Raw genomic sequence first — 17,955 nt, 5'->3', positions numbered from 1 at the left:
TGCTCAGTCCATGTCGTCGAGCAGCGCGAACAGCTCCTCGTCGCTCGCCTCTTCGAGGTCCTGGTGACCGGCCTCGTCCGGCTTGCCGCCGCCCGCCGAGTCGGCGATGTCCAGCAGCTCGCGCAGCCGGCCGGTGATCCGGTCGAAGGCCTCCCGGTCCGAAGACGCCGCCTGGATGGCGGACTTCAGCTTGTCGAGGTCCGACAGCACCGGAGTCGCCGCCGACACCTCCTCCACCGTGATCTGCTTGCGCAGGTACGCGGCGAGGGCGGCCGGGTTCGGGTAGTCGAAGACGAGGGTGCTGGGCAGCCGCAGTCCGGTCGCCGCGTTGAGCTGGTTGCGCAGCTCCACGGCGGTCAGCGAGTCGAAGCCCAGCTCCTGGAACGCACGGTCGGCGTCGATGCCGCTGTGGTCGGCGTGGCCGAGCACCCCCGCCACCTGGGTCCGTACGAGATCCGTCAGCGTCGCGATGCGCTCCTCCTCCGGCAGCGCGCCGAGGCGCTCCGCCAGCGAGGGACCGTCCGCGCCCGCCCCGGCGCCGCTGCCCGCGAGGGTGCGGCGCGGACCGGCCGGAGCGAGGTCCCGCAGCAGCGGCAGCAGCCGGTCGCCCTGCTTGCGCAGGGCCTCCAGAGCGAGCCGGGTGACCGCCAGGACCGGTTCCCCCGTGCCGGGGGCCGCGTCGAAGAGGTCCATCGCGTCCGCCGAGGACAGCGGCAGCAGACCGAGCCGGGCCAGGCGGCGCAGGTCGGCCTCCTCCAGCGAGCCGCTGATGGTGGATGCCTGCGCCCACAGGCCCCAGGCGAGCGAGGTGGCCGGGAGGCCGTTCGACTGCCGGTACTGGGCGAGGGCGTCGAGGAAGGTGTTGCCCGCCGCGTAGTTGGCCTGGCCGGCGTTGCCGATCAGACCCGCGATGGAGGAGTAGAGGACGAACGCGGACAGGTCCAGCTCCTTGGTGAGCTCGTGCAGGTTCCAGGCCGCGTCGACCTTCGGCAGCAGGACCTTCTCCAGCCGCTCCGGGGTCAGGTCCGACAGGACGGTGTCGTCCAGCACACCGGCCGTGTGGATCACCCCGGTCAGCGGCCGCTCCGCCGGGACCGCCGCCAGCACGGCGGCCAGCGACTCCCGGTCGGTGACGTCGCAGGCGGCGACGGTGACCTGGGCGCCGAGCCCGGTGAGCTCCGCTTCCAGTTCGGCCGCGCCCGGGGCGTCGATGCCGCGGCGGCTGAGGAGCAGCAGGTGCCTGGCGCCGTGTTCGGTGACCAGGTGCCGGGCGAGTACGCCGCCCAGCGCTCCGGTCGCGCCGGTGATCAGGGTGGTGCCCTCGTCCCAGCGCGGTGTGCGCGCCTCGGGGTCCTGCTGGGTGCGCGCCAGACGCGGCACCAGCAGCTGGTCCCCGCGCACCGCGATCTGCGGCTCGCCCGAGGCCATTACGGCACCCGGCAGGGAGTCCCCGTCCAGGTCGACCAGGACGATCCGGCCCGGGTTCTCCGTCTGCGCCACGCGCAGCAGACCCCAGACACCGGCGTGCGCCAGGTCGGTCACCGGCTCGCCGCCCGTGGCGACGGCGCCCCGGGTGACCACGACGAGCGTGGAGCTCTCGCACCGCTCGTCGCCCAGCCAGAACTGAGCCGCGTCCAGGGCCTCGCGCAGGGCGGCCCGCGCCGCCCCGGCCGGCTCGCCCTCGGGGGCGCTCGGGGCGAGGACCACGGTGGCGGGCACGGCCCCGGCCGCGGCCACCGCCTCCAGGTCGGCGTACGGGCGGGCGCCGGCGACGGTCAGGTCGCCGACCACGGCCCAGCCCGAGGTGTCCACCGCGGAGCCCGCCGCGGGCAGGGCGTTCCACGCGACCCGGAACAGCCCGTCCCGGGCCGTCGAAGCGGCCTCGCGCAGCGCCTCCTTCGACACCGGGCGCAGCAGCAGCGACTCCACGGTCGCCACCGGGGCGCCCGCCCCGTCCGCCACCGTCAGCGAGGCGGCGAGGGTGTCGGTGTCCTGCCCGGACAGCGCCAGCCGCACCCGCAGCACCGAGGCGCCCACCGCGTGCAGGCTCACCCCGGCCCAGGAGAACGGCAGCCGCGCCTGGCCCGACTCGAAGGCGACACCCGGCAGCAGCGGGTGCAGCGCCGCGTCCAGCAGCGCGGGGTGCAGCAGGAACCGGCCGGCGTCCGAACGCTGCGCGTCCGGCAGCCGGACCTCGGCGTAGATCTCGTCCTCGCCGGTCCACAGCCGCGTCAGGCCCTGGAAGGCGGGGCCGTACGCGTAACCGAGCGCGTCGAGCCGCTCGTACGCCCCGTCAAGCGAGACCTCGGCGGCCCCGGCCGGCGGCCAGGACGTCAGTGGCTCACCGGCGCCGGCGCCGGCCGAAGAGGCCAGCACACCGTTGGCGTTGAGCGTCCACGGCCGGTCGGTGGCCACATCGCCGTCGTCGGGCCGGGAGAAGACCTCCACGGTGCGCCGGCCCGTGCCGTCGGCCTCGCCGACCACCACCTGGACCTGCGTACCGCCCTGCTCGGGCAGCACCAGCGGAGCCGACAGCATCAGCTCCTCGACCCGCTCGACACCCAGCTGCTCGCCCGCCCGGACCGCCAGCTCCACCAGACCGGTGCCGGGAACCAGCACCGTCCCGTGCACCGCGTGCTCGGTCAGCCAGGCGTGGGTGCGCCGCGAGAGCCGCCCGGTGAACAGGAACTCGTCCCGGTGGGCCGAGCCCACGGCCGCGCCCAGCAGCGGGTGGCCGGTCGCCGCCAGCCCCAGCCCGGCCGCGTCGGCCGCGGTCTCGGGGGCGTCCAGCCAGTAGCGCTCGTGCTGGAACGCGTACGTCGGCAGGGTGACCGTACGGGCACCGGGGAACAGCTTCGACCAGTCGGGCCTCGCCCCCCGCATCCGCAGCAGGGCCATCGCCCCGGCGACGGTCTCCGCCTCGGGACGGTCCCGGCGCAGCGCCGGGGCGAGCGCCCCGGCCTCCTGCTCCAGGGAGCCCTGGGCGAGGGCGGTGAGCACCCCGTCGGGGCCCAGCTCCAGGTAGTCGGTGACGCCCTGGGCCTCCAGGTAGCGGATGCCGTCGGCGAACCGCACGGCCTCGCGGATGTGGGTGGCCCAGTAGTCCGGTGAGGTCAGCTGCTCGTCGGTGGCGAGGGTGCCGGTGACGTTGGAGACGACCGGGATGCGCGGCGCCCGGAAGTCCAGCCCGGAGGCGACCTCCCGGAACTCCTCCAGCACCTCGTCCATGTGCGGCGAGTGGAAGGCGTGCGAGACCGGCAGCCGCTTGGTGCGGGCGCCCTTCGCCCGCCAGGCGTCGCAGATCTCGTCCACGACGGCCGAGTCGCCCGAGATCACCATGGAGTTGGGGCCGTTGACCCCCGCGATGGCGACCGCGTTGCCGTACGGGGCGATCGAGGCGCGCACCTCCTCCTCGGTGGCCTGGACCGCGGCCATCGCACCGCCCTCGCGGGCGGCCTGCATCAGCCGGCCGCGCTCGGCGACCAGGCAGCAGGCGTCGCCCAGTTCGAGGACCCCGGCCAGGTGGGCGGCGGTGACCTCGCCGATCGAGTGGCCCAGCAGGTAGTCCGGAGTGAACCCGTGGTGCTCGAACAGCCGGTACAGGGCCACCTCGATGGCGAACAGCGCGGCCTGGGTGAAGGAGGTCTGGTCGATCAGGGCCGAGTCCGCCGAGTGCTCCGGAGCGAACAGCACGTCCTTGATCGGCCGGGCCAGCTCCGCGTCGAAGCGGGCGCACACCTCGTCCAGCGCCTTCGCGAAGACCGGGTTCGCGGCGTACAGCTCGCGGCCCATGCCGAGCCGCTGGCTGCCCTGGCCGGTGAAGAGGAACGCCGTCTTGCCGGGCCGGGCCGAGCGGCCCCGTACGACGTTCGACGCGGACTCGCCGTGCGCCAGCGAGGACAGCCCCCGGATCAGGGACTCCCGGTCGGCGCCGACGACGGCCGCGCTGTGCTCCAGTACGGCGCGCCCGGTGGCCAGCGAGTACCCGATGTCGGCCGGCGACAGCTCAGGGCTGTCCAGGACGAACCGGTGCAGGCGGGCCGCCTGGGCGGCGACGGCCTTCTCGTCCTTGCCGGACACCAGCCACGGCAGCACGCCGGCCGCCTCCGGCTCCGGGGCGGACTTCCGCGCGGCGGGCGCGGCCGGGGCCTGCTCGATGATGACGTGCGCGTTGGTGCCGCTGATGCCGAAGGAGGACACGCCCGCGCGGCGCGGGCGGCCCGCCTCGGGCCAGGCCGTCTCCTCGGTCAGCAGCGCCAGCGAGCCCGCCTCCCAGTCCACGTGCGGCGAGGGCTCGTCCACGTGCAGGGTCCGCGGCAGGGTGCCGTGCCGCATCGCCTCGATCATCTTGATGACACCGCCGACACCGGCCGCGGCCTGGCTGTGGCCGATGTTCGACTTGAGGGAGCCGAGGTAGAGCGGCTGCCCCTCGGGACGGTCCTGGCCGTAGGTGGCCAGCAGCGCCTGCGCCTCGATGGGGTCGCCCAGGGTGGTGCCGGTGCCGTGCGCCTCGACCGCGTCCACATCGGCCGGGGCCAGCCCGGCGTTGGCCAGCGCCTGGCGGATGACCCGCTCCTGCGCCGGACCGTTGGGGGCGGTCAGGCCGTTGGAGGCGCCGTCCTGGTTGATGGCGGTACCGCGGATCACGGCCAGCACCCGGTGCCCGTTGCGCTTGGCGTCGGAGAGCCGCTCCACGAGCAGCAGGCCGACGCCCTCGCTCCAGCCCGTGCCGTCGGCGCTCGCCGCGAAGGACTTGCAGCGGCCGTCGGGCGACAGCCCGCGCTGGCGGGAGAACTCCACGAAGGTGTTGGGGCCGTTCATCACGGTCACACCGCCCGCCAGCGCCAGGTCGCACTCGCCGGAACGCAGGGCGTTCGCCGCGAGGTGCATGGCCACCAGCGAGGAGGAGCAGGCCGTGTCGACGGTGACCGCCGGGCCCTCCAGACCGTACGTGTAGGACAGCCGGCCGGAGATGACGCTGGAGAGGTTGCCCGCGAGCAGGAAGCCCTCGAACTCCTCCGGTACGGACGGCAGCCGCGAGGCGTAGTCGTCGTACATGGCGCCGGTGAACACCCCGGTGTTGGAACCGCGCACCAGCGCCGGGTCGATGCCCGCGCTCTCGAAGGTCTCCCACGCCGTCTCCAGCAGCAGCCGCTGCTGCGGGTCGGTGGCCGTCGCCTCGCGCGGGGAGATCCCGAAGAACTCCCGGTCGAAGAGGTCCGCCTCGTGCAGGAACCCGCCCTCGCGGACGTACGAGGTACCCGTGCGCTCGGGGTCCGGGGCGTACAGGCCCTCCAGGTCCCAGCCGCGGTTCACGGGGAAGGGGCTGACCGCGTCCACCCCGTCCGCGACGAGCCGCCACAGGTCCTGCGGGGACCGCACCCCGCCCGGGAACCGGCAGGCCATGCCGACGATGGCGATCGGCTCGTCCGAGGCGCCCTTGGCGCGGGACGTGACGGCCTTGGCCGGAGCCTCGTCCGCCGAGATCTTCGACAGCACGTACGCGGCCAGCGCGCCCGGCGTCGGGTGGTCGAACACCGCCGTCGCCGGGAGGCGCAGGCCGGTGGCCGACCCGAGCCGGTTGCGCAGGTCCACGCCGGCCATCGAGTCGAAGCCGATGTCGCTGAAGGCGCGGGCCGGGTCGATGGAGGTGGCGCCCGCGTGGCCCAGCACCGAGGCGACCGTGCCCCGTACGAGGTCCAGTACGGCCTCCCCCCGCTTGTCCTCGGGGAGGGCGGCGATCTGCCGCGCCCAGCCCGAGTCGGCGCCCGCGCCCGCCCCGGCCTGGGCCGCGCGGCGGGTCCGGGTGCGCACCAGGCCCCGGTACAGGGCCGGCGGCAGCTCGGAGCCGGTGCGGAAGCGGGCCAGGTTCAGCGCCACCGGCACCAGCAGCGGCTCCGCGCCGAGCAGCGCCGCGTCGAAGAGGGCCAGGCCCTGCTCCGGGGTGAGCGGGGTCATGCCCGCCCGGTCCCAGCGGGCCAGATCGGCCTCGGTGAGCCCGGCGCCCATGCCGTGGCTGCTGTCCCACAGGCCCCAGGCCAGCGAGGTCGCGGCCAGACCGGTGGCGCGTCGGTGCGCGGCGAGGGCGTCCAGGTAGGTGTTGGCGGCCGCGTAGTTGGACTGGCCGGCGGTACCGGTGACACCCGACACCGAGGAGAAGAGGACGAAGGCCGCCAGGCCCAGGTCCTTGGTGAGCTCGTGCAGGTTCCAGGCGGCGTCCACCTTGGGGCGCAGCACCGCGGACAGCTGCTCCGCCGTCAGGGACTCGATCGTGGCGTCGTCGAGCACACCGGCCGTGTGCACCACGGCCGACAGCGGGTGCTCCGCGTCCACCGCGGCGAGCAGCGCCGCCACCGAGGAGCGGTCGGCGGCGTCCGCCGCGACGACCTGGACCTCCGCGCCCAGCGCCGCCAGTTCGGCGGCCAGCTCGTCGGCGCCCGGGGTGGCCGGGCCGCGGCGGCTGCTGAGCAGCAGGTGCCGCACGCCGTGCTCGGTGACCAGGTGGCGGGCGAAGAGGGCGCCCAGGCCGCCGGTGCCGCCGGTGACCAGAACCGTTCCGTCGGCGCCCAGGACGGGCACCTCGGGGGCGGGGGCCGCGGCCGCGCGGGCCAGCCGGGGGGCGAGCAGTCCGCCCGCGCGGACCGCGAGCTGGGGTTCACCGGTGGCGAGGGCGGCGGCCAGCGCCGCGTCGTCGCCCTCGTCGTCGGTGTCGACGAGCACCAGCCGGTCGGGGTGCTCGGACTGCACCGAGCGGATCAGGCCCCACAGCGGGGCCGCGTCCAGGTCGGTGACGTCCTCGCCGGGCACGGCGGCGACCGCGCCGCTGGTGACGAACACCAGCCGGGACTCGGCGAACCGCTCGTCGGCCAGCCACTCCTTGACCAGCGCCAGCGCCCGCAGCGTGGCCAGGTGCGCGCCCTCGGCCGTACCGGGGGCGGAACCCCCGTGACGGACCAGGACCGTCGCCGCGCCCGCCGCGGCCGAGAGGTCCTCGCCCGCCTCGCCCGCCTCGGTCCAGTCGGACCCGGAGGACGCGGCGGACTCGGGCGCGGCCACGGCCGACCACTCCACCGCGTACAGCGAGTCGTTCGCACCGCCGGCGGCCGTGGTCAGCGCCTCCTTGGCGACCGGGCGCAGCGTCAGCGAGTCCACGTCCGCGACGGGCGTGCCCGCCCCGTCCGCCAGGGCCAGGCTGTACGTGTCCGTCCCGGCGGGGGAGATGCGCACCCGCAGCCCGTCGGCGCCCGCCGCGTGCAGCGAGATCCCCGACCAGGCGAACGGCAGCCGGATCCGGTCGCTCTCGCCCTCCACGGCCGCGTCCAGCACCAGCGGGTGCAGCACCGCGTCGAACAGCGCCGGGTGCACCCCGAAGCGGCCGGCGCCCTCCCGGTGCTCCTCGGGCAGCCGCACCTCGGCGTACACGTCCTCACCCGCGCGCCAGACGGCCTTCAGGCCCTGGAAGGCGGGGCCGTACGCGTAACCGAGCGCGGCGAGCCGCTCGTACACACCGTCCAGCGGCTCGGGCTGCGCACCCGCCGGCGGCCACACGGACAGGTCCGCGTCACCGGCCGGGGCGGTGGCCTCCGCGAGCGCGCCCGTCGCGTGCCGGGTCCACGGCTGCGCCTGGTCCTCGCCCGCGTCGGGGCGGGCGTGGATGGAGAACGGCCGGACCCCGGACGGGTCCGGGGCGCCCACCGCGACCTGGAGCCGGACGGCTTCCCGCCCGGTGAGCGGCAGCGGGGCCTCCAGGGTCAGCTCCTCGACCCGGGTGACGCCCAGGTGGTCACCGGCGGCGACGGCCAGCTCCAGGAAGGCCGTCGCGGGCACCAGCACGGTCGTGCCGATGGCGTGGTCCGCGAGCCAGGGGTGGCCGCCGACCGAGATGCGGCTGGTGAACAGGGTGTCCTTGCGGTCCGCGAACTCCACGGTGGTGGACAGCAGCGGGTGGTCCGAGGCGTCCAGGCCCAGGCTGCGCGCGTCGGTCGGGGCGCTGGGCGCGAGCCAGTACAGCTCGCGCTGGAATGCGTACGTGGGCAGCTGCACCGGGGTCGCGCCGGGGAAGAACGTACCGGCGTCGAAGGAGGCGCCGGCCGTGTGCGCGCGGGCCAGAGCGGTGGTGAGGGTGTCGGCCTCCGGGCGGCCCGCGCGCAGCAGCGGCACGGCCACGGCCCCGGAGTCCTCCAGGGCGCCCTGGGCGAGTGCGGTGAGCACCGCGTCCGGGCCGACCTCGACGAACACGGTCGCGCCCTGCGCGGCCAGCTCTCGGACGGCGTCCAGGAAGCGGACGGCGGCGCGGATCTGGCCCGTCCAGTAGTCGGGGGAGGCCAGTTCGGCGTCGGTGGCGATCTTGCCGGTGACGGTGGAGACGACCGGGATCGAAGGCGCCGAGAAGGTGACGCCGGCCGCGACCGCGCGGAACTCGTCGAGGATCTCCGCCATGTGCGGGGAGTGGAAGGCGTGCGAGACGGTCAGCCGCTTCGTCTTGCGGCCCCGCTCCCGCCAGTCGGCGGCGATCGCCTCGGCGACGTCCTCGTCACCGGAGATCACCACGGAGGCCGGCCCGTTGACGGCCGCGATGGACACCGCGTCCTCGTGGCCCGCCAGGGAGGCGGCGATCTCCGCCTCCTCGCCCTGGACGGCGATCATCGCCCCGCCCGCACGGGCCGACTGCATCAGCCGGCCACGGGCGGCGACCAGCTGCGCGGCGTCCTCCAGGCCCAGCACCCCGGCCGCGTGCGCGGCGGACAGCTCGCCGATCGAGTGCCCGGCCAGCAGCGAGGGCACCACCCCGTGGTGCTCCAGCAGCCGGAACAGCGCCGTCTCCACGGCGAACAGCGCGGGCTGGGTGTACGTGGTCTCGTCGAGCAGCGCGGCCTCGGGGCTCCCCTCGGCGGCGAAGAGCACCTCGCGCAGCGGCCGCTCGAGCCGTCCCTCGAAGGCCGCGAACACCGCGTCGAGGGCCCGGGCGAAGACCGGGTGGCGCTCGTACAGCTCACGGCCCATGCCGAGCCGCTGCGCGCCCTGGCCGGTGAACAGGAACGCGGTGCGCCCGGCGTTCGCGGCGCTGCCGGTGACCACGGCGGGGGAACCGGAGCCCTCGATCAGCGCGTCGAGCCCGGCCAGCAGCGCGTCACGGTCCTCGGCGAGGACGACCGCCCGGTGCTCGAAGGCGGTACGGGTGGCCGCGAGCGCCAGCCCGATGTCCGCGGGCTCCGCACCGGACCGGCCGGCGTACGCGCGCAGCCGCTCGGCCTGGGCGCGCAGCGCCTGCGGGTCACGGGCCGACAGCAGCCAGGGCGCGGGCAGTTCCGGCGCGGCCGGGACCTCGGCGGGGGCCGCCGGGGCGGTCTCGGGGGCCTGCTCGATGACCACGTGGGCGTTGGTGCCGCTGATGCCGAAGGAGGAGACGGCGGCGCGGCGCGGCCGGCCGGTCTCGGGCCAGGCCCGGTCCTCGGTGAGCAGCTCCACGGCGCCCGCCGACCAGTCCACGTGCGGGGACGGCTCGTCCACGTGCAGGGTCCGGGGCAGTACTCCGTGCCGGATCGCCTCGACCATCTTGATGACACCGCCGACACCGGCCGCCGCCTGCGCGTGGCCGATGTTCGACTTGAGGGAGCCCAGGAACACCGGGGCCAGGCCCTCGCGGTCGCTGCCGTAGGTGGCCATGACGGCCTCGGCCTCGATCGGGTCGCCGAGCTTGGTGCCGGTGCCGTGCGCCTCGACGGCGTCGACGTCCGAGCCGCGCAGGCCCGAGTCGGCCAGCGCCTGGCGGATGACCCGCTGCTGGGCGAGGCCGCTGGGGGCGGTCAGGCCGTTGGAGGCGCCGTCCTGGTTGATGGCGGAGCCGCGCAGCACCGCGAGCACCTGGTGCCCGTTGCGCCGGGCGTCGGAGAGCCGCTCGACCAGGAGCAGGCCGACGCCCTCGGCCCAGCCGGTGCCGTCGGCGCCCGCCGCGAAGGACTTGCAGCGGCCGTCGGGGGCGAGCCCGCGCTGGCGGGAGAACTCGACGAACATGCCGGGGGAGGACATGACCGTCGCGCCGCCCGCCAGCGCGAGGTTGGTCTCGCCCGACCGCAGCGAACGGATCGCCAGGTGCAGGGCGACGAGCGAGGAGGAGCAGGCGGTGTCGGTGGTCACCGCCGGGCCGAGCAGGCCGAGCTGGTACGCGATCCGGCCCGACATCACGCTGGTGGTGCTGCCGGTCAGCACCGAGCCCTGCACGCTCTCGGGGGCCTCGTACATCCGGGGCCCGTACTCCAGTGCCGTCGCGCCGACGAACACACCGGTACGGGAGCCGTGCAGGGACTCCGGGCGGATGCCGGAGCGCTCGACGGCCTCCCAGGCGGTCTCCAGCAGCAGCCGCTGCTGCGGGTCCATGGCGAGGGCCTCGCGCGGCGAGATGCCGAAGAAGGCCGCGTCGAACTCGCCGGCGTCGTGCAGGAAGCCGCCGCGGCGCACCGCGCTCTTGCCGGGGCGGTCCGGGTCGGCGTCGTACAGGTCCTCGTCCCAGCCGCGGTTGACCGGGAACCCGGAGACGGCGTCGCCGCCCTCCGCGACCAGCTTCCACAGCTCGTCGGGGGAGGAGATCCCGCCCGGGAAGCGGCAGGCCATGCCGACGATCGCGATGGGCTCGTCCGCGTCGGCGGGCCGGGCGAACTCCTCCGCCGAGGCGGCCGCGCCCACCAGTTCGGCCTCGATGAACGCGGTCAGCGCCTGCGGGGTCGGGTGGTCGAACAGCAGCCCGCCCGGCAGCCGCAGGCCGGTGGCCTCGGCCAGGGCCTTGCGCAGCTCGGTGGTCATCATCGAGCTGAAGCCCAGCTTCTGGAACGGGGTGCGCTGCTCCAGCACCTCGCCCGGGCCGTACTCCAGGATCGCGGTGACGTGCGAGGTCACCAGCTCGGAGACGGCGCGGGTGCGCTCCGCCTGCGGCAGCAGCGCGAGCCGCTCGCCGAGCTCCCCGCGCGGGGCGACGGCCTCGTCCGCGGGGGCCGCGGCGGTGCCGAGGGAGGGGGTCTCCTTGCGGGCGGCGGCGTCGAACCAGTGCCGGCGGCGCTGGAACGCGTACGTGGGCAGGGTGACCCGGCGCGCGCCGGTCCCCTCGTACAGCGCGCTCCAGTCGACCTCCGCGCCGCGGGTGAAGACGGTGGCGACGGCGGTGAGCAGCGTCTGGACCTCGGGGCGGCCCGCGCGCAGGGCGGGGGTGCCCTCGGCGAGGGCGCTGAGGACGGCGTCGGGGCCGATCTCCAGGAAGGTGGTGGCGCCGAGCTCGGCGAGGGCCCGGGTGGCGTCCGCGAAACGGACGGCGCCGCGGACCTGGTCGGTCCAGTAGCACGGCGTGCGCAGGTCGTCGCCGGTGGCGAGCTTGCCGGTGAGGGTGGAGACGACGGGGATGCGCGGCTCGTTGTAGGTGAGTCCCTTGGCCACCTTGTGGAAGGGCTTGAGCATCGCGTCCATGTGGGGGGAGTGGAAGGCGTGCGAGACCGTCAGGCGCTTGGTCTTGCGGCCCAGCTCGGAGATCTTCGCGGCGACTTCGACGGCGGCTTCCTCGTCGCCGGAGACGACGACGGAGGTGGGGCCGTTGATCGCGGCGATGGAGAGCCGGTCCTCCAGGCCTTCGAGGAGCGGCAGGACTTCGGCTTCGGTGGCCTGTACGGCGATCATGGCGCCGCCGGCCGGCAGGGCCTGCATCAGCTTCGCCCGGGCGGCGACCAGCTTCGCCGCGTCGGCCAGGGAGAGCACCCCGGCGACGTGCGCGGCGGCCAGCTCACCGATCGAGTGGCCCGCGAGGTGGGACGGGGTGATGCCCCAGGACTCCACGAGGCGGTAGAGCGCGACCTCGACGGCGAACAGCGCGGGCTGGGTACGGCCCGTCTCGTCCAGGCCCTCACCGGAGGCGATGACCTCGCGGATCGGGCGGTCCAGGCGCTTGTCGAGCTCCGCCGCGACCGCGTCGAAGGCCTCCGCGAACACCGGGAAGGCCGCGTACAGTTCCCCGCCCATGCCCGGGCGCTGGGCGCCCTGGCCGGTGAAGAGGAACGCGGTGGTGCCCTCGGCGGGACCGCCGCGCACCACCCCGGAGCCGGGCCGTCCCCCGGCCAGCGCCCGCAGGCCCTCCACCAGCGCCGCGCGGTCCGTGCCGACCACGACCGCGCGCTCGTCGAAGACCGTACGGGTGGTCGCCAGCGAGAACGCCGTGTCCACGAGGTCCGGAGCGCCGTCGGCGGCGGCGAACTCGGCCAGCCGGCCGGCCTGCGCGCGCAGCGCCTCCTCGGAGCGCGCCGACACCACCCAGGGCAGCGCCTCGGTGGCCGCCTCGGTGGCGTCCTCGGCGGGGGCCGCGGCGGGGCCCTCGGTGACCACGACGTGGGCGTTGGTGCCGCCCATGCCGAAGGAGCTGACACCCGCCGCCAGCGGGCGCTCCGGGTGCGGCCACGCGGAGTGCTCGCGCTGCACGGCCAGACCGAGCTCCGCGAGCGGGATGGCCGGGTTCGGGGTCTCGAAGTTGAGGCTGGCGGGCAGTTCGCGGTGGGCGATGCTCAGCAGGGTCTTGATCAGGCCCGCGATACCCGCGGCGCCCTCCAGGTGCCCGATGTTGGTCTTGGCCGAGCCGACGCGCAGCGCGTCGCCGGCCGCCCGGCCGCTACCCAGCGCGGCGCCGAGGGCGGCGGCCTCGATCGGGTCCCCGACGGGGGTGCCGGTGCCGTGCAGTTCGACGTACTGGACCTGCTCGCCGGGGCCGAGCGCGGCCCGCTCGTGGGCGAGGCGCAGCACCTGTTCCTGGGCGGCGGCGCTGGGGACGGTCAGGCCGCCCGGGGTGGAGCCGTCGTTGTTGACGGCGCTGCCGCGGATGACCCCGTAGACGCGGTCCCCGTCCGCGAGGGCGAGGGAGAGCGGCTTGAGGACCAGGACCCCGCCGCCCTCGCCGGGCACGAAGCCGTTGGCGCGGGCGTCGAAGGTGTACGTGACCCCGTCGGGGGAGAGCGCGCCGAAACGTTCCTCCGTGGTGGCGTTCTCCGTCAGCAGGTTCAGGTTCACACCCGCCGCGAGCGCGGTGGTCGACTCCCCGGCCCGCAGGCTCTCGCACGCCAGGTGCACCGCGACGAGCGAGGAGGACTGGGCGGAGTCCACCGTGAGGCTCGGGCCGTTGAGACCCAGGTAGTACGAGACGCGGTTCGCGATGACACCGCGGTTCACCCCGGTCATCGTGTGCGGGGTGATGGCCTCGGTGCCGTACTGGTAGAGCAGGTTCGTGTAGTCGTCGCGCAGCGTGCCGACGAACACCGAGGTCCGGCTGCCGCGCAGCGCCTCGGGCACGATCCCGGCGTCCTCCAGCGCCTCCCACGCCAGCTCCAGCACCAGCCGCTGCTGCGGGTCCATCGCCGCGGCCTCGCGCGGAGAGATGCCGAAGAAGCGGGCGTCGAACCGGTCCACGCCGTCCAGGAAGGCGCCGCGCGGGCGCCCGTCACCGGGAGCGGCGTCCTCCGGCACACCCCAGCGACCGGGCGGCACCTCGTCGACGGCGCCGCTCCCGCTCCGCAGGAGCTCCCAGAACGCGGCCGGGCTCCCGGCTCCCGGGAGCCGGCAGGACAGCCCCACGACAGCGATCTGCTCCACCTTCTCGGTGTGCGCCCCGGCTGCTACAGGATTCTGCTCACTGGTCACCACGCTCGGCTGCCCCTTCTTGGATTCAACGCGCCCGGATTCAATCCGCCCGGATACATGCGCCTGGGTTCACTCGTCTGGGTTCAATGCATCTGGGTTCAATGCGTCGGGTTCAATGCGTCTGGCATTTATCGCGCCCGGATGTGATGCGCAACGGACTGTTCGCGAAGTACCGGCTTCGGTCTCCCGAAATCCAGTACGCGTAAAGCCTGGTCCTGACAGGCTAGTGAAAATGGGTTCGCGCACAGTCATGGCCTGGTAACTAGGGCCGCTGGAATGCTTGATGACCAGGCCATTGCCGCACAGTGAGCGGCCGGTGGAACGCCTGTGGATACCGTGAATGCGGGCTCACGCGATTCATCGGACCGTATTCGTTGCGGTGAGCTCGAGTTGCGCTGTAGTGACGTGCGAATTCAAGGAGAGCTGATCGCTGTGAGTGCTGCATCTTCCCAAGGGGTCAACCCCGGATCCGCCGGAAACGCACGCGGAGGTCGCGCGGTCGTCCTCGGCGGGAGCATGGCGGGACTCTTCTCCGCCCGCGCCCTCTCCGAGAACTTCGCGGAGGTCATCGTCGTCGACCGAGACGAGCTGACGGGCCCGGCCGACCTGCGCCGCGGACTGCCGCAGGGCCACCACCTGCACGGCCTGCTCGCCCGCGGCCAGCAGATCGTCGAGGAGTACTTCCCCGGCATCACCGAAGACATGAAGGCCGCCGGCGCCCAGCTCGGCGACGTCGCCGACGACGTCCGCTGGATCATCAACGGCAAGCGCCTCCAGCAGGTCCACTCCGGGCTGTTCGCCCTCACCTCCAGCCGCCCCTTCCTGGAGCGCCACATACGCAACCGCGTGCTGGCGCTCCCCGAGGTGACGTTCCTGGAGCAGGCCGACATCCTGCGCCTGGTCACCAGCGAGGACCGCCGCGAGGTCACCGGCGTCGTCGTCCGCCGGGACGGCGTCGAGGAGACCGTCGAGGCCGACCTGGTCGTCGACGCCACCGGCCGCGGCTCGCGCACCTCCGTCTGGCTCCAGGAGTTCGGCTTCGACGCCGTCGAGGAGGAGAAGCACAAGATCGGCCTCGGCTACACCACCCGCTACTACCGGGTCCCGGACGAGGCGTTCGAGGGCAACATCTCCATCAACACCGTCGCCTCCGCGGGCGTCCCGCGCGGCGCGATCTGCCAGAAGATCGACGGCGGCCGCGCCATCGTCACCGCCTACGGCATCCTCGGCGACCACCCGGCCACCACCCCCGAGGGCTTCCTCGGCTTCATCGAGTCGCTGGCCGCCCCCGACATCCACGAGGTGCTCAAGGTCTCGGAGCCGCTGGACGAGCCGGTCGCCTACAAGTTCCCGACCAACCTGCGCCGCCACTACCAGCGCCTGACCGACTTCCCCGCCGGCCTGCTGGTCATCGGCGACGCCGTCTGCAGCTTCAACCCCAGCTACGCGCAGGGCATGACCGTCTCCGCGCTCGGCTCGCTCGTCCTGCGCCGGCACACCGCCGAAGCGCAGCGCCCCGACCCGATCGCCTACTTCAAGGACCTCGCCGCCGACGCCGTCGACGGCTGCTGGGAGATGGCGGTCGGCGCCGACCTCAGCTTCCCCGAGGTCGAGGGCGAGCGCACCGAGGAAGTCCAGCAGGCGCACGCCTTCATCGCGCAGGTGCAGGAGGCCGCTTCCCGCGACACCGCCGTCGCCCGCGCCTACTCCCGGGTCATCGGCCTCGTCGACTCCCCGGCCGTCCTGCACGACCCGGAGATCGAAGCCGCCATCGCCGCGGCCCAGGAGTAGCCATGCAGATCACCCTCGACGACCTGGTCTTCGACGTCGACGTCAGCGGTCCGGCGGACGGCGAGCCGGTCCTGCTGCTCCACGGATTCCCCCACAACAAGGAGTCCTGGACCGAGACCGCACCCCTGCTGCACGCGGCGGGACTGCGGACGATCGCCCCCGACCAGCGGGGCTACTCCGACGGCGCGCGACCGGCCGAGGTCCAGGCGTACCGGCTGGAACACCTCGCCGCCGACGCGCTCGGCATCCTCGACGCCCTGGGCATCACCACCGCCCACGTCGTGGGCCACGACTGGGGCGCCGCGGTGGCCTGGTACCTGGCGGCACGCCACCCCGAGCGGGTGCGCACGCTGACCGCACTGGCCATCCCGCACCTCGACGCGTACCAGTACGCGTACAAGGTGGACGAGGAGCAGCAGCACAGCTCCCAGTACGTGGAGTTCCTCGTCTCCGCCGGCGCCGCCGACCACTTCCTGGCGAACGGCGCCGCCGAACTCCACGCCTGGTTCACCCAGGCCGGCGAAGGCGTCCTGACCGACGGCCAGATCGCCCGGTACGTCACCACCCACACCGGGCCCGGCGTCCTCGACGCCGCCCTGAACTGGTACCGCGCCAACAACCTGCTGGGCGACGACCTCGCCTTCGGCCCGGTCACCGTCCCGACGACCTTCGTCTACAGCCGCACCGACACGGCCGTCAGCGAACTGTCCGTCGAGAAGACCGCGGAACACGTCACCGGCCCCTACCGCCTGGTGACGCTGGAGAAGACCTCGCACTGGCAGCCGCAGCAGGACCCCGACACGGTCGCGGAGGAGATCGTCCGGCGGGTTCGCACGGCCCCCTAGCAACAGAACATCGATGAAGGGATAACCATGTCTTCGAACACCGCCGCGCCCGCGGTGGAGTTGCGGGCCGGCCCGCGGGAGTGGTTCGGACTGCTCGTCCTGCTGCTGCCGGTGACACTGATGACCGCCGACCTCGGCGTGCTGTGGCTGGCCACCCCGTACGTGACGGCCGATCTGCGCCCCAGCAGCTCGCAGCTGCTGTGGACCACGGACATCTACGGGTTCCTCACCTGCGGATTCCTGGTCGTCATGGGAACCCTCGGTGACCGGATCGGCCGCCGCAAGCTCCTGGTCCTGGGCTCGATCGGCGTCATCGCCGCCTCGCTGCTCGCCGCGTACGCCACCAGCCCGGAGATGCTGATCGTGGCGCGTGCGCTGCTCGGCGTGGCCGGCGCGGCGGTGCTCCCGTCGACGCTCTCGCTGATCATCCACATGTTCAAGGACGCCCGGCAGCGGGCGACCGCCATCGCCACCTGGGTCACCGCCCTCTCCGTCGGCATCGCGGTGGGCCCCGTCATCGGCGGTGTGCTGCTCGACTCCTGGTGGTGGGGTTCCGTCTTCCTCATGGGCGTCCCCGTCATGCTCGTGCCGCTGGTGCTCGCGCCGGCGCTGCTGCCCGAGTACAAGGACCCCAACGCCGGCCGGATCGACCTCGCCAGCGTGGTGCTCTTCCTGGCCGCGATCCTGCCGATCGTCTACGCCGTCAAGAAGTTCGCCGAGATCGGCTGGAGCCTGGGCAACCTGGCCGCCCTGCTGATCGGCGCCGCCTTCACCGTGGTCTTCGTCCGCCGGCAGAACGGCCTGGAGACCCCGCTGCTCGACATGCGGCTCTTCAAGACCCGTGCCTTCACCGGTGCGCTGCTCACCCTGCTCTTCGGCATGATGGCGCTCAACGGCGTCGAGTACCTGGTCCCGCAGTACCTGCTGGTCGCCGGTGAGCTCAGCCCGCTGGCCGCCGGTGTCTGGCTGCTCCCCGGAGCCGTCGGCCTGATCCTCGGCTCGCAGCTCACCCCGGTGTTCGCCAAGCGCATCCGGCCCGCCTTCGTCATCACCGCGGGCCTGGTCGTCACCCTGATCGGCTTCTGGCTCACCGGGATCGCCGGCCCCGACAAGGACGGCATCGTGCCCGCCGCCCTCGGCCTCGCCGTGATCATGTTCGGTGTCGCCCCGATCAGCGTCCTCGGCACCTCCCTCGCCGCCGGCGCCGCGCCGCCGGAGAAGGCCGGTTCCGCCGCCGCCACCGGGCAGACCGCCTACGACCTCGGGCTCGCCCTGGGCATCGCCGTCACCGGCTCCATCGCGGTCGCCGTCTACCGCGGCCAAGTCGACGACAACACCCCGGCCGGGATCCCCGCCGAGGCCGCGGAGGCCGCCCGGGACACCGTCGGCGGAGCCACCGACGCCGCCGCCTCCCTCCCGGCCGATCTCGGCACCCAGCTGGTGAGCGCCGCACGCGACGCGTTCACCTCCGGGTTCCAGGCCACCGCCTGGGTCAGCGCCGGCTTCGCCGTCCTGACCGCCGTCATCGTCCTCGGCCTGCTGCGCCACATCCCCGCCATCGGCGCCGCGGCCGAGGCCCCGGCGGAGGCGGAGCAGGAGTCCGCTCCGGCGCCGGCCGCCGAGGCCCGCGAAGAGTCCACCACCAGCGCCTGAAGGG

4 protein-coding genes are annotated in these 17,955 nt (G+C 74.2%); 3 read left to right on the top strand and 1 reads right to left on the bottom strand.

Annotation, left to right across the window (positions count from 1 at the left end; all coding sequences use genetic code 11):
* Positions 1-3 precede the first annotated feature (3 nt).
* Complete coding sequence (locus ACZ4TG_RS37065; protein ID WP_468172473.1) at positions 4-13,665, bottom strand: type I polyketide synthase; 13,662 nt, start codon at positions 13,663-13,665, stop codon at positions 4-6.
* A 429-nt stretch (positions 13,666-14,094) separates the two neighbouring features.
* On the opposite strand from ACZ4TG_RS37065, the gene ACZ4TG_RS37060 reads away from it, so the two are divergent.
* The 3 genes from ACZ4TG_RS37060 to ACZ4TG_RS37050 are packed head-to-tail and all read left to right on the top strand — an operon-like array spanning position 14,095 to position 17,951.
* Entirely contained in the window at positions 14,095-15,453 is a 1,359-nt protein-coding gene (locus tag ACZ4TG_RS37060) for an FAD-dependent oxidoreductase (protein ID WP_468172470.1), read from the top strand.
* A 2-nt stretch (positions 15,454-15,455) separates the two neighbouring features.
* Positions 15,456-16,298, top strand: coding sequence for an alpha/beta fold hydrolase (locus ACZ4TG_RS37055; RefSeq protein WP_468172467.1), 843 nt, complete (start codon positions 15,456-15,458; stop codon positions 16,296-16,298).
* Positions 16,299-16,325: 27 nt separating this feature from the next.
* The gene (locus ACZ4TG_RS37050; RefSeq protein WP_468172464.1) at positions 16,326-17,951 is read left to right on the top strand and encodes an MFS transporter; all 1,626 of its coding nucleotides are present in this window, start codon (positions 16,326-16,328) and stop codon (positions 17,949-17,951) included.
* Positions 17,952-17,955: the final 4 nt, after the last annotated feature.

The organism is Streptomyces sp. NPDC028314 (assembly GCF_055565795.1).
This window is presented reverse-complemented; position numbering and strand designations above follow the sequence as displayed.